Origin of the sequence: Streptomyces sp. NPDC047453, from assembly GCF_040643155.1 — a bacterium.
In the GTDB taxonomy this organism is placed as follows: Bacteria; Actinomycetota; Actinomycetes; order Streptomycetales; family Streptomycetaceae; genus Streptomyces.
In genome coordinates, this window is sequence record NZ_JBEYTS010000004.1 from 94,226 (window position 1) to 107,196 (window position 12,971).

The 12,971-nt window shown below is 71.0% G+C and carries 11 protein-coding genes; 6 read left to right on the plus strand and 5 right to left on the minus strand.

What is annotated here, in order from left to right; translation table 11 throughout:
- Positions 1-29: 29 nt before the first annotated feature.
- Positions 30-1,037, plus strand: a complete 1,008-nt coding sequence (locus tag ABZ818_RS05975) for a COX15/CtaA family protein (protein ID WP_361411366.1) — start codon at positions 30-32, stop codon at positions 1,035-1,037.
- 104 nt (positions 1,038-1,141) lie between these two features.
- Here the strand turns inward: ABZ818_RS05975 and ABZ818_RS05980 are convergent, their stop codons facing one another.
- From ABZ818_RS05980 to ABZ818_RS05990, 3 genes are all read right to left on the minus strand, one after another.
- Entirely contained in the window at positions 1,142-2,242 is a 1,101-nt protein-coding gene (locus tag ABZ818_RS05980) for an amidohydrolase family protein (protein ID WP_361411368.1), read from the minus strand.
- Positions 2,243-2,338: 96 nt separating this feature from the next.
- Positions 2,339-2,671, minus strand: coding sequence for a hypothetical protein (locus ABZ818_RS05985; RefSeq protein WP_361411370.1), 333 nt, complete (start codon positions 2,669-2,671; stop codon positions 2,339-2,341).
- A 103-nt stretch (positions 2,672-2,774) separates the two neighbouring features.
- Complete coding sequence (locus ABZ818_RS05990; RefSeq protein WP_361411372.1) at positions 2,775-3,728, minus strand: heme o synthase; 954 nt, start codon at positions 3,726-3,728, stop codon at positions 2,775-2,777.
- A 374-nt stretch (positions 3,729-4,102) separates the two neighbouring features.
- On the opposite strand from ABZ818_RS05990, the gene tkt reads away from it, so the two are divergent.
- The 5 genes from tkt to pgl are packed head-to-tail and all read left to right on the plus strand — an operon-like array spanning position 4,103 to position 10,682.
- The gene (gene tkt / locus ABZ818_RS05995; RefSeq protein WP_361411374.1) at positions 4,103-6,205 is read left to right on the plus strand and encodes a transketolase; all 2,103 of its coding nucleotides are present in this window, start codon (positions 4,103-4,105) and stop codon (positions 6,203-6,205) included.
- Between the two features lie 34 nt (positions 6,206-6,239).
- Positions 6,240-7,358: a transaldolase gene (tal, locus tag ABZ818_RS06000; protein ID WP_361411376.1), complete on the plus strand. Its 1,119-nt coding sequence runs from the start codon at positions 6,240-6,242 to the stop codon at positions 7,356-7,358.
- A gap of 5 nt (positions 7,359-7,363) precedes the next feature.
- Complete coding sequence (gene zwf / locus ABZ818_RS06005) at positions 7,364-8,902, plus strand: glucose-6-phosphate dehydrogenase (protein WP_361411378.1); 1,539 nt, start codon at positions 7,364-7,366, stop codon at positions 8,900-8,902.
- Positions 8,899-9,903: a glucose-6-phosphate dehydrogenase assembly protein OpcA gene (opcA, locus tag ABZ818_RS06010; RefSeq protein ID WP_361411380.1), complete on the plus strand. Its 1,005-nt coding sequence runs from the start codon at positions 8,899-8,901 to the stop codon at positions 9,901-9,903. Before zwf ends, opcA begins: the two co-directional genes overlap by 4 nt.
- Positions 9,904-9,941: 38 nt before the next feature.
- Positions 9,942-10,682 carry a 6-phosphogluconolactonase gene (gene pgl / locus ABZ818_RS06015; RefSeq protein WP_361411659.1) on the plus strand — a complete coding sequence of 247 codons (741 nt, stop codon included), beginning with the start codon at positions 9,942-9,944 and terminating at the stop codon, positions 10,680-10,682.
- 80 nt (positions 10,683-10,762) lie between these two features.
- Here pgl and ABZ818_RS06020 read toward each other — a convergent pair whose 3' ends face one another.
- The gene (locus ABZ818_RS06020; protein WP_361411382.1) at positions 10,763-11,602 is read right to left on the minus strand and encodes a carbohydrate ABC transporter permease; all 840 of its coding nucleotides are present in this window, start codon (positions 11,600-11,602) and stop codon (positions 10,763-10,765) included.
- Positions 11,599-12,969: an ABC transporter permease subunit gene (locus tag ABZ818_RS06025; RefSeq protein WP_361411384.1), complete on the minus strand. Its 1,371-nt coding sequence runs from the start codon at positions 12,967-12,969 to the stop codon at positions 11,599-11,601. Before ABZ818_RS06025 ends, ABZ818_RS06020 begins: the two co-directional genes overlap by 4 nt.
- Positions 12,970-12,971: the final 2 nt, after the last annotated feature.

Below are 12,971 nucleotides of genomic sequence, written 5' to 3' on the forward strand. Positions count from 1 at the left end.
GTGAAACAGTGCACAAGCGGACGCCTACGATGGATCGCGTGCCAAACCTGACCCGCGCCGACGTCGTGTCCGCCGCGCGCAACCCGCTCGCCTTCATCGCCGAAAGCTGGACCCCGCATCCGAGGACCGTCCAGCGGGCGGCCCTCTCCGCGCTGGTGATGGCGGTGGTCATCGTCGTCACCGGCGGCGCCGTCCGCCTGACCGGCTCGGGCCTCGGCTGCCCGACCTGGCCCACCTGCACGGACGACTCGCTGACCACCACCCGCGAGATGGGTGTGCACGGCGTGATCGAGTTCGGCAACCGGATGCTGACGTACGTGCTGTGCGCCGCCGTGGGCTGGGCGATCGTCGCCGCGCGCGCCCAGAAGCCGTGGCGGCGCGGCCTCACCCGGCTGGGCTGGGCGCAGTTCTGGGTGGTCATGGGCAACGCGGTCCTGGGTGGCATCGTCGTCCTCGTCGGCCTGAACCCGTACACCGTCGCGGCGCACTTCCTGCTCTCCTCGGCGCTGATCGCGGTCGCCACGGTGATGTGGCAGCGCACCCGCGAGGGTGACGCCGAGCCGCGCCCGCTGGTCGGCAAGCCGATCCGGCAACTGGTGTGGTTCCTGGTCCTCGCGAGCGTGCTGCTGATCGCGGTGGGCACGGTGGTCACGGGCGCCGGTCCGCACGCGGGCGACTCCCAGGAGGTCGCCCGTATCCCGATCGACTGGCAGACGGTCGCCAAGCTGCACGCAGTGCTGGCGTGGATCGTGATCACACTGACGTTCGCCCTGTGGTTCATCCTCAAGGCCGTCGACGCGCCGCGGGGCCCGCTGGCGCGGACCCGCGAGCTGTTCCTGATCCTGCTGGGCCAGGGCGCCATCGGCTATGTCCAGTCCTTCACGCACCTGCCCGAGGTCCTGGTCGGCCTGCACATGCTGGGCTCGTGCGTCATGTGGATCTGGGTGCTGCGCGTGCTGCTGTCGCTGCGCGAGCGGCCGGAGGCGGTCGCCGACCTGCCGGGACCCGCCACCGAGGCGACGCTGGCGAAGGCCTGAGACCGGACCGCCGGGGGTCAGCCGGGCACGGAGCCGGACCGCCGGAGGCCGGCCAGGCCTGAAGCCGGACCGCGCCGGGGTTCAACCGGGGTTCGGCCGGGGTTTCACCTCAGGCCGTACACCCGCATGGCGTTCTCCGCCGCGACCATCGCCGCCACGCGCTGTGCGTCGGCGGGGCACCAGGCGCCCTCGGCGACCCACCCCCCGAGCACCCTCTCCAGGGACTCTCTGAACAGGTGTGCGCCCACCACATGCAGCTCGGGCAGCCCATGTGCCCCGCTGGAGAACAGGACCTTGCCGAACGGGGCCAGCTCCAGGATCTCCGCGAGGACCGTCGCGGCGCGGGCGCCGGTACGGGCCAGTGCGGCGCCCGAGTCGGCGTAGACGTGCGGGAAGAGGCCGGCGAGGTGGGCGGCGTGGCGGTGGTACGGATGGCCGTACAGCAGGACGAGATCCGTGCCCAGGCCCGCCGTCGCCCGGACGAAGTCCGTCAGCGGCAGCGGATCCGTACCGGCTGAGCCCGGCCCGCCGAGCCCCGCGTGCAGCTGGAGCGGCCGCCCGCAGGCCACAGCGATCCACAGCAGGTGCCGCAGCAGCACCGGATCGCTCAGTTCCCCGCCGGCCCGCCGCCCTGCCAGCCAGCGGCCCGCCGCGCCCCGCACCTCCCCCGGGCCGGGCGGCTCCGGCGCGAGCGCCGGCCCGTGCCGTACGCCGGCCACGGAGGTGAAGGCGACGGCGTGCGCGGCGGCACCGTGCACCGCCTCGGCGAGGTTGGTGAGGAGCGAATCGACGGTGCCGGAGGTGTCGGCGACCTGCTCGGCCAGCGGTTCCAGGCGCACGATCTCGTGTGCGGCCGCGTCGCCCGCGGCCGCCATCTCACCGGGCCCGGTCAGGTCGTCCCGCAGCCCCGTGTCGACGAGGTAGGTGGTGATGCCGCTGCCGCGCAGCAGGCGGCGGCCGGCCTCCAGCACGCCGAGTTCCCGGCGCCGGGCGAGATAGCGCGCGGGCGGGCAGTGCGGTTCCAGGCCGAGCAGCGGCGGGCACCAGCGGCGCAGGGCGAAACCGGTCTGGGTGTCGAAAAGCGTGGTGCCCGGCGCGGGCGGGCCCTCGGTGCGGGCCAGCCGGGCCTCGAAGGTGCCGAGGCCCAGCTCCGTTCTCAGGACCCCGTGGCAGTGCTGATCCACGAGGGACGGCGTTTCGATCATCCGGTTCTCCCGACGCTGGGCCCGCTGCCTCCGTCAGGCCCTAACGGGTGAACCGGCCGTCAGGTGTTGGGGCTGACCCGGGTCGTCCGGATCCGGTCAGCCGTTGGACGGGCCGCCCAGCTGGAGGCCCGCCATACGGGTCCACTCGTACGGACCCGTCCGCACCTTGGCCGCGAACTCGCCGTCGAACGCCTCGTGGACGGTGATCCCGGACCTCTCCACCGCCTGCTCGGCAATGGCGTACGTCGGGGCCACGAGGTCGCCCCAGGTTCCGTCCTCGCCGACCAGGACGATCCTGGCGCCGCGCTCCCCTAGGTACGCGACCTGTCCCTCGGCGCCTCCGTGGGCCTTGGAGAAGGAGCCGATCCGCCGGGCGAGGCGGGCGGCCCTGCGCTCGGCCTTGGGGTCAACCTGCTGCGTGTCTGCCATGGCCAGGATGCTACCCACGAGTAGATCAAACGGCGACGGGCGGGGTGCGTGGCCTTGACCACGCACCCCGCCCGGGGGAAACCGCTACGACCCGTACGCGGGGTCAGCGCAGGAACGGATCCACCGCCACCGCCACGAACAGCAGCGACACATAGGTGATGGACCAGTGGAACAGCCGCATCTCCTTCAGCGTCGCGCCGGTCGCCTCGGCCTTGGCCCGGTTCTGCAGCGCGTGCGCCTCCCACAGCCACCAGCCGCCCGCCGCCAGCGCCACCGCCGTGTAGAACCACCCGGTGTAGCCGAGCGGAGTCAGCAGCAGCGAGACCCCCACCATCACCCAGCTGTAGAGCACGATCTGGCGGGCGACCACCTTGTTGGAGGCGACGACCGGCAGCATCGGCACGCCCACGCGCGCGTAGTCGTCCTTCACCTTCATGGACAGCGGCCAGTAGTGCGGCGGCGTCCAGAAGAACATGACGAGGAAGAGGATGACGGGCGCCCAGGACATCGAGTTGGTGACCGAGGACCAGCCGATCAGCACCGGCATGCAGCCGGCGATGCCACCCCACACGATGTTCTGCGACGTACGACGCTTGAGGATCATCGTGTAGACGACGACGTAGAAGAGGAGCGCTCCGAGCGACAGCCACGCGGACAGCCAGTTGACGGTGAGGCCGAACAGCAGCGTGGAGACGACCGCCAGCGCGATGCCGAAGGCCAGGCACTCGCGCGGGCTGACCATGCCGGTGACCAGCGGGCGCTGGGAGGTGCGGTCCATGAGCGCGTCGATGTCGCGGTCGATGTACATGTTCAGCGCGTTGGCGCCGCCCGCGGACAGGTAGCCGCCGACACAGGTGAGCAGGACCAGCCCCAGGTCGGGCACGCCCCGCTGCGCCAGGAACATCACCGGAACGGTGGTGATCAGCAGCAGCTCGATGATCCGCGGCTTGGTCAGCGCCACAAACGCCTTGACACGGGCCCCGAACGGCCGGTGACTCGGGCTCTGGCTCGCACCGAGTACCCCCGCTGGACGGGATTCGACGGCCGTCACGCACACCCCTGAAAGAGACTCCCAGCGAGCCGCCCGTGTGAACCGACGGTAAGGACTCGCGCGTACCACGCCACTGTAGACGTTGCCCAGACCCGGACATTCGCGGGGGTCGGGTCGTGTTGGCGAGGCCCTCCGGAAGGGCGCGATCCGGCTCGATTGAGCGATCGAATGAGCAGCTCCGTATTCATGTGCCGAATGCGATTCCGACCAGCGGGGAGGCGGATCTCCGAGAGTCCCGGCACTCTGGAACGACGCGGAAAAACGCACGTTCTGACGGGATAGGCTCGACAACGCCGGCCGACGCCGAGAAGGCCGGCAAACCGGTGCGCGGTCCCCCCGTACGCCGGCATCCGACATGTGGAGAGGAGCCCTGACCCAGGGTGAGCACCAAGCCGACCACCACAGTCCTCGAGTGGACCGAGTTGGACCAGCGTGCCGTGGACACCGCGCGCGTCCTGGCCGCCGATGCCGTACAGAAGGTCGGCAACGGCCATCCCGGCACGGCGATGAGTCTGGCTCCCGCCGCCTACACCCTCTTCCAGAAGGTGATGCGGCACGACCCGGCCGATCCGCAGTGGGCGGGGCGCGACCGTTTCGTACTGTCCGCCGGCCACTCCTCCCTGACCCTCTACACCCAGCTGTACCTGGCCGGTTTCGGGCTGGAGCTGGACGACCTGAAGTCCTTCCGCACCTGGGGCTCGAAGACGCCCGGCCACCCGGAGTACGGGCACACGGCGGGCGTGGAGACCACGACCGGCCCGCTCGGCCAGGGTGTCGCCAACGCGGTGGGCATGGCGATGGCCGCCCGCTACGAGCGCGGCCTGTTCGACCCGGAGACCCCCGCGGGCGAGTCCCCGTTCGACCACTTCGTCTTCTGCGTCGCCGGTGACGGCTGCCTCCAGGAGGGCATCTCCGCCGAGGCGTCCTCGCTGGCCGGCCACCAGAAGCTCGGCAACCTGATCCTGCTGTGGGACGACAACCACATCTCGATCGAGGGCGACACCGAGACGGCCGTCTCCGAGGACACCGTCAAGCGGTACGAGGCCTACGGCTGGCACGTGCAGCGTGTGGAGGCCAAGGAGGACGGCGACCTCGACCCGCAGGCGATCCACGCGGCCGTCGAGGCGGCCAAGGCCGTCACCGACCGGCCGTCCTTCATCGCGATGCGCTCGATCATCGCCTGGCCGGCCCCGCACGCGCAGAACACCGAGGCCGCGCACGGCTCGGCGCTGGGCGAGGAGGAGGTCGCGGCCACCAAGCGCGTCCTCGGCTTCGACCCCGAGCAGCACTTCGAGGTCTCCGACGAGGTCCTGAACCACACCCGCGCCGCCGTCGAGCGGGGCCGCCGGGCCAGGGCCGAGTGGGAGAAGACGCTCCAGGTCTGGCGCGAGGCCAACCCCGAGCGGGCCGCCGAGTTCGACCGGATCGCCGCGGGCGAACTGCCCGCCGGCTGGGACGAGAAGATCCCGGTGTTCGAGGCGGGCAAGGGCCTGGCCACGCGCGCCGCGTCCGGCAAGGTGCTCCAGGCGCTCGGCGACGTGATCCCGGAGCTGTGGGGCGGCTCGGCGGACCTGGCCGGCTCGAACAACACCACCATCGACAAGACCTCGTCGTTCCTGCCCGAGGGCAACCCGCTGCCGGAGGCGAACCCGTACGGACGCACCATCCACTTCGGCATCCGCGAGCACGCGATGGCCGCGACGATGAACGGCATCACGCTGCACGGCAACACCCGTGTCTACGGCGGCACCTTCCTGGTCTTCTCCGACTACATGCGCAACGCGGTGCGCCTGTCGTCGCTGATGCACCTGCCGGTGACGTACGTCTGGACGCACGACTCCATCGGCCTGGGCGAGGACGGCCCCACCCACCAGCCGGTCGAGCACCTGGCCTCGCTGCGCGCCATCCCGGGCCTGAACATCGTCCGCCCGGCCGACGCCAACGAGACCGCGATCGCCTGGCGCGAGATCCTGCGCCGCTGGACGAAGGAGTTCGGCAAGGGCGCCCCGCACGGTCTGGCGCTGACCCGCCAGGGCGTGCCGACGTACGAGCCCAACGACGACGCCGCGCGCGGCGGTTACGTCATGTTCGAGGCCGAGGGGCCCGACGGGCAGAACACCGAGGCGCAGGTCGTCCTGATCGCCACCGGTTCCGAGGTGCACGTGGCCGTGGAGGCCCGTGAGCGGCTCCAGGCCGAGGGCGTCCCCACCCGGGTGGTGTCCATGCCGTCCGTGGAGTGGTTCGAGGAGCAGGACCAGGGGTACCGGGACAGCGTGCTGCCGCCGGCCGTGCGGGCACGCGTGGCGGTCGAGGCAGGTATCGGTCTGACCTGGCACAAGTACGTGGGAGACGCCGGCCGCATCGTTTCCCTCGAGCACTTCGGTGCTTCGGCCGACGCCAAGGTGCTCTTCCGCGAGTTCGGCTTCACCGCGGAGAACGTGGCCGACAAGGCCCGGGAATCCATCGCCGCCGCCCAGCGCTGACGCTCATACACGACCCGTAGGAGATGCAATTTCCATGACAGACGCACTGAAGCGCCTTTCCGACGAAGGCGTCGCGATCTGGCTGGACGACCTGTCGCGCAAGCGGATCACGTCCGGCAACCTCGCCGAGCTGATCGACCAGCAGCACGTCGTGGGCGTCACCACCAACCCGACGATCTTCCAGAAGGCGATCTCGCAGGGGGACGGCTACGAAAAGCAGGTCTCCGACCTGGCCGCCCGCCGGGTCACGGTGGAAGAGGCCATCCGCATGATCACCACGGCGGACGTCCGGGACGCCGCCGACATCATGCGCCCGGTCTTCGACGCCACCGGCGGCAAGGACGGCCGGGTGTCCATCGAGGTGGACCCGCGCCTGGCGCACAACACCAGGGCGACGGTCGCCGAGGCCCGCCAGCTGGCCTGGCTGGTCGACCGGCCCAACACGCTCATCAAGATCCCGGCCACCAGGGCGGGCCTGCCGGCGATCACCGAGACCATCGGCAACGGCATCAGCGTCAACGTCACCCTGATCTTCTCGCTGGAGCGCTACCGCGCGGTGATGGACGCGTACCTGAGCGGCCTGGAGAAGGCCGGGGAGCGCGGCCTGGACCTGTCGAAGATCCACTCGGTGGCGTCCTTCTTCGTGTCCCGCGTGGACACCGAGATCGACCGGCGGATCGACGAGCTCGGCACCGCCGAGGCCAAGGCGCTGCGCGGCAAGGCGGGCGTGGCCAACGCGCGTCTGGCCTACGAGGCGTACGAGGAGGTCTTCGCCTCCGACCGGTGGAGCGCGCTGGAGCGGCAGGGCGCCAACAAGCAGCGTCCGCTGTGGGCGTCGACCGGGGTGAAGGACAAGGCGTACAAGGACACCATGTACGTCGAGGAGCTGGTGGCGCCGAACACGGTGAACACCATGCCCGAGGCCACGCTGGAGGCCACCGAGGAGCACGGCGCGATCCGCGGCGACGCGGTCACCGGCACCTACGAGCAGGCCCGTGCGGACATCGACGCGCTGGAGGGGATCGGGATCTCGTACGACGACGTGGTCCAGGTCCTGGAGGACGAGGGCGTCGAGAAGTTCGAGTCGTCCTGGAACGACCTCCTCAAGTCCACCGAGGCGGAGTTGGAGCGCCTCGCTCCCGCGGAGGACTGAGAACCTTGGCGCCCCTTTCCGTCACCGGAGCGAACCCGCTCCGTGACCCCGCCGACCGACGGCTCCCGCGTATCGCGGGGCCGTCGGGCCTGGTCATCTTCGGTGTGACGGGCGACCTGTCGCGCAAGAAGCTCATGCCCGCGGTGTACGACCTCGCCAACCGGGGTCTGCTGCCGCCGGGCTTCTCGCTCGTCGGCTTCGCCCGCCGCGACTGGGAGCACGAGGACTTCGCCCAGGTCGTGCACGACGCCGTCAAGGAGCACGCGCGCACGCCGTTCCGGGAGGAGGTCTGGCAGCAGCTCATCCAGGGGATGCGCTTCGTGCAGGGCACCTTCGACGACGACGACGCGTTCGAGCGGCTGCGCGGCACGATCGAGGAGCTGGACAAGGCACAGGGCACGGGCGGCAACTTCGCCTTCTACCTGTCGGTGCCGCCGAAGTCCTTCCCGGTGGTCATCCAGCAGCTGAAGAAGCACCAGCTCGCCGACCAGAGCCACGGCTCGTGGCGGCGCGCGGTCATCGAGAAGCCCTTCGGCCACGACCTGAGGTCGGCCGAGGAGCTCAACTCGATCGTGCACGAGGTCTTCGCCCCGGACCAGGTCTTCCGCATCGACCACTACCTGGGCAAGGAGACCGTCCAGAACATCCTGGCGCTGCGCTTCGCCAACACGATGTTCGAGCCGATCTGGAACCGGTCCTTCGTGGACCATGTGCAGATCACCATGGCCGAGGACATCGGCATCGGCGGCCGGGCCGGCTACTACGACGGCATCGGCGCCGCCCGCGACGTCATCCAGAACCACCTGCTGCAACTCCTGGCCCTGACCGCGATGGAGGAGCCCGCCTCCTTCGACGCGGACGCGCTGGCCGCGGAGAAGACCAAGGTGCTCGGCGCGGTGAAGCTGCCCAAGGACCTGGGCAAGTCGACCGTGCGCGGGCAGTACGCGGCGGGCTGGCAGGGCGGCGAGAAGGTCATCGGCTACCTCGAGGAAGAGGGCATCGACAAGAAGTCGAAGACCGACACGTACGCGGCCGTCAAGCTGGCGATCGACAACCGCCGCTGGGCGGGTGTCCCCTTCTATCTGCGCACCGGCAAGCGCCTGGGGCGCCGGGTCACCGAGATCGCGGTCGTCTTCCAGCGGGCGCCGCACTCCCCCTTCGACACCTCGGCCACCGAGGAACTCGGGCAGAACGCCATCGTCATCCGCGTCCAGCCGGACGAGGGCGTCACGGTCCGCTTCGGCTCCAAGGTGCCCGGCACGTCGATGGAGATCCGGGACGTGTCGATGGACTTCGCCTACGGCGAGTCCTTCACGGAGTCCAGCCCGGAGGCGTACGAACGCCTGATCCTGGACGTGCTGCTCGGCGACTCCAACCTCTTCCCGCGCACCGAGGAGGTCGAGCTGTCCTGGCGGATCCTCGACCCGATCGAGACGTACTGGGACAAGCACGGCAGGCCCGCGCAGTACCCGTCCGGGACGTGGGGGCCCGCCGAGGCGGACGAGATGCTCGCACGAGACGGACGGAGCTGGCGCCGGCCATGAAGATAGACCTGACCGACACCACGGCCAGCAAGATCAACAAGGCGCTGGTGCGGGCCCGGCGGGCGATCGGCACCCCGGCCGTGGGCATGGTGCTCACGCTGGTCATCGTCACCGACGAGGAGAACGCCTACGACGCGCTGAAGGCCGCGGGCGACGCCTCGCGGGAGCACCCCTCGCGCCTGCTGGTGGTCATCAAGCGGCACGCCCGCACCCTGCGCGACCGCACGTCCTCGCGGCTGGACGCCGAGGTGCGGGTGGGCGCGGACGCCGGCACCGGCGAGACGGTGGTGCTGCGCCTGCACGGCGAGGTGGCCGACCACGCCCAGTCGGTGGTGCTGCCGCTGCTGCTCCCCGACGCGCCGGTCGTCGTCTGGTGGCCGGTGAACGCCCCGCTCGAACCGGCCAAGGACCCGCTGGGCGCCCTGGCGCAGCGCCGGGTCACCGACACCCACGCCGCCGAGCAGCCGGTGCGGGAGCTCTCCGCGCGGGCCGATGCGTACACGCCCGGCGACACGGACCTGTCCTGGACCCGGATCACGCCGTGGCGCTCGATGCTGGCCGCGGCCCTCGACCAGGTCACCTGCGAGGTCAGGGCCGTGGAGGTGGAGGGCGAGGAGTTCAACCCGAGCTGCGAGCTGCTGGCGATGTGGCTCGCGGACCGGCTGGACGTACCGGTCAGGCGCTCGCGGTCCGCGGGTCCCGGTCTGACCGCGGTCCGCATGGACACCAGTTGCGGCCCGATCGCCCTGGACCGGGCCGACGGCAGGCTGGCGACCCTGTCCATCCAGGGGCAGCCGGAGCGGGCGGTGGCGCTGAAGCGGCGGGAGACCGCCGAGCTGATCGCGGAGGAACTGCGGCGGCTGGACCCGGACGACACGTACGCGTCCGCGCTGCGGTTCGGCGTGGAGCGGCTGGACGGCGCCAGGGCGTCCGACGATTCCAAGGCGTCCGCGAAGGAGCCGGTCGCGGTGCCCGTCCCCCAGGAGGAGGCCGCCGAGTGAGCACTCCGCAACTGGTCGTCCACCACGACAAGGAGCTGATGGCGCAGGCCGCCGCGGCCCGGCTGATCACCCGGATCGTGGACGCGCAGGCCTCGACGGGCTCGGCGTCCGTGGTCCTCACCGGCGGCCGCAACGGCAACGGGGTGCTGGCCGCGCTGGCGGCCGCGCCCGCCCGCGACGCGATCGACTGGGGCCGGCTCGACCTGTGGTGGGGAGACGAGCGCTTCCTGCCGGAGGGCGACCCGGATCGCAATGTCACGCAGGCCCGCGAGGCCCTGCTGGACTCCGTGCCGCTCGACCCCGAGCGCGTGCACGCCATGCCCGCGTCGGACGGTCCCTACGGCGCGGACGCCGAGGCGGCGGCGGAGGCCTACGCCGAGGAGCTGGCCCGCGCGGCCGGTCCCCAGAACCACGGCCCGGTCCCGGCGTTCGACGTCCTGATGCTGGGCGTCGGCCCGGACACCCATGTCGCGTCCCTCTTCCCGGAGCACCCGGGGGTGCGCGAGACGGAGCGTACGGTGATCGGTGTGCACGGCTCCCCCAAACCGCCGCCCACCCGCATCTCCCTCACGCTGCCCGCCATCCGCTCGGCCCGTGAGGTGTGGCTGCTGGCGGCCGGCGAGGACAAGGCCAACGCGGTGGCGATGGCCCTTTCGGGCGCGGGCGAGATCCAGGCCCCGGCGGCCGGCGCCCAGGGCCGCGCCCGCACCCTGTGGCTCCTGGACACGGCGGCGGCCTCACAGCTGCCACGGTCGCTTTATCCGCCGGCCTCGGCGTAAACGGCACGGCACGGTGCGGCGGCGGTGGTGTGATCCACCGCCGCCGCACTGTGCTTTTCAGGCCGAACCAGGGGTCGCCGTCACTTCACCGACCCCGCCATCACTCCCTGCACGAAGTGCCGCTGGAAGGCGAAGAACACGACCACCGGCACGACCAGCGACAGGAACGCCCCCGGCGCCAGCACATCGATGTTGCTGCCGAACTGCCGGATCTGCGACTGGAGTTCCACCGTCAGCGGCTGCGAGGAGGTGTCGGCGAACAGCAGCGCCACCAGCATGTCGTTCCACACCCACAGGAACTGGAAGATGGCGAGGCTCGCGATCGCGGGCCGCCCCACCGGCAGCACCAGCCGGGTGAAGATCCGCCACTCGTTGCCCCCGTCCATGCGGGCCGCCTCCAGCATCTCCTTCGGCATCTCGGCGAAGTAGTTCCGCAGCAGGAACACCGCGAACGGCAGCCCGTAGGCCACGTGGAACAGGACCACACCGGGGATCGTGCCGAACAGGCCGAGCCGGCCGAAGAGTTTGGCGACGGGCAGCAGACCTATCTGCACCGGCACCACCAGCATCGCCACCACCAGCAGGAACAGCGGCTCACGGGCAGGGAAGTCCAGCCAGGCGAAGGCGTATCCGGCCAGCGCCGCGATGACGACGACCAGGACCGTCGTGGGCACCGAGATCAGCACCGTGTTCCAGAATGCCTTGGTGATGCCCGAGTTCCTCAGCAGTGCCGAGTAGTTGTCGAAGGACAGCTGCCCGGGGCCGGCCAGCGCCGTCCACCAGCCGCCCTTCGCGGTGTCCTGGGCCGAGCGCAGCGACGACACGAACAGCCCCGCGAGCGGGGTCATCCAGATCAGGCCGATCACCACGAGGACGGCCTGGACCAGCCCGTTGCCCAGGCCCCGCCTGACCGCGTTCATCGCTGACTCCTTCGGAAACGGCGGACGTTGAACACCATCGCCGGGATCACCAGGAGCAGCAGGAGCACGCCGAGCGCGCTGCCGAGGCCCTGGTTGTTGCCGCCGCCGAAGGACACCAGCCACATCTGGGTCGCCAGCACGGTGGCGTCCTGCTGCACCGGGCCGGGCGCGATGATGTAGACGAGGTCGAAGACCTTCATCACGTTGATCACGAGGGTGACGAAGACGACGGTGAGGACGGGGGCGAGCAGCGGCACGGTGATCCGGCGGAAGATCTGCCACTCGTTGGCCCCGTCGATGCGCGCCGCCTCCAGCGCGTCACGCGGCAGCGCGGACAGTCCGGCGCCGATCAGCACCATCGCGAACCCGGTCCAGATCCACAGGTAGGCGCCGATGATCATCGGGGTGACGAGCGTCGGGCCGAGCCAGGAGATGCCCTGGTAGGGCTGCGCGAAGTTGGCCTGCGGCAGCTTCACCTCGTACGAGCCCGCCGTCAGGCCCGAGAAGCGGAAGGAGCCGTCGGAGCCCGTGGTGGTGCTCGCGACCGTCCGGCCGTCGCGCACCGCCTCGACCTTCATGCCGGGCAAGCCGCTCTCGCCGCGGTCGACCTTGCCCTGGGTGCCGCCTCCACCGGGCGCGAAGTCCAGGTAGACGACTCCGCGCAGTTCGTCCCCGGCGGTCTTCCCGCCCTCCACCGGGCGGGCGGGCGAGGCATCGCCGGGCAGGTCCTTGGGCAGCACGCCGACCATCGGCAGGGTCACCGTGGCGCCCGGCGAGAGGCTCGTGTCGGTGAGGTACGAGCCGTCCCGGCCCTGGGTCAGCCCGAATCCCTCACGGGCGCGGGCGCTCGGGTAGGACGGGGATCCCTTGAAGGCGTCGTGCACGGAGACCACGGCGGCGTTGAGGACGCCCTTGTCCGGGTCCTCGTCGTAGGCGAGCCGGAAGATGATGCCGGCGGCCAGGAAGGACACGGCCATCGGCATGAACAGCAGCAGCTTGAACGCCGTCGCCCAGCGGACCTTCTCCACCAGCACGGCCAGGATCAGCCCGAGCCCGGTGAGCAGCGCCGGGGCGACGACGACCCAGATCGTGGTGTTCCGGACGGCCTTCAGCGTCGCCGGGTCGCGGAACATCTCGGTGTAGTTGTCCCCGCCGACGAACCGGGTGCCGGAGGCGTCGAAGAGGCTCCGGCCGACGGAGAACAGCACCGGGTAGACGACGAGCGCGCCGAGCAGCAGCAGCGCGGGGAAGACGAACAGCACCGCGACGACCCGGCCCCGCCGCCGCGCACGCCGAGTGTGCTCGGCGCGCGCGGCGGGCGACGGGGGGCCCGCTCCCTTCTCCTTCGCGAGCGTGGTGGCGGTCATGG

Coding starts and splice junctions, on each gene's coding strand:
- ABZ818_RS05975 (WP_361411366.1), top strand. CDS start 30: ATGGATCGCGTGCCAAACCTGACCCGCGCCGACGTCGTGTCCGCCGCG.
- ABZ818_RS05980 (WP_361411368.1), bottom strand. CDS start 2,242: ATGATCGAAACGCCGTCCCTCGTGGATCAGCACTGCCACGGGGTCCTG.
- ABZ818_RS05985 (WP_361411370.1), bottom strand. CDS start 2,671: ATGGCAGACACGCAGCAGGTTGACCCCAAGGCCGAGCGCAGGGCCGCC.
- tal (WP_361411376.1), top strand. CDS start 6,240: ATGACAGACGCACTGAAGCGCCTTTCCGACGAAGGCGTCGCGATCTGG.
- opcA (WP_361411380.1), top strand. CDS start 8,899: ATGAAGATAGACCTGACCGACACCACGGCCAGCAAGATCAACAAGGCG.
- pgl (WP_361411659.1), top strand. CDS start 9,942: ATGGCGCAGGCCGCCGCGGCCCGGCTGATCACCCGGATCGTGGACGCG.
- ABZ818_RS06020 (WP_361411382.1), bottom strand. CDS start 11,602: ATGAACGCGGTCAGGCGGGGCCTGGGCAACGGGCTGGTCCAGGCCGTC.
- ABZ818_RS06025 (WP_361411384.1), bottom strand. CDS start 12,969: ATGACCGCCACCACGCTCGCGAAGGAGAAGGGAGCGGGCCCCCCGTCG.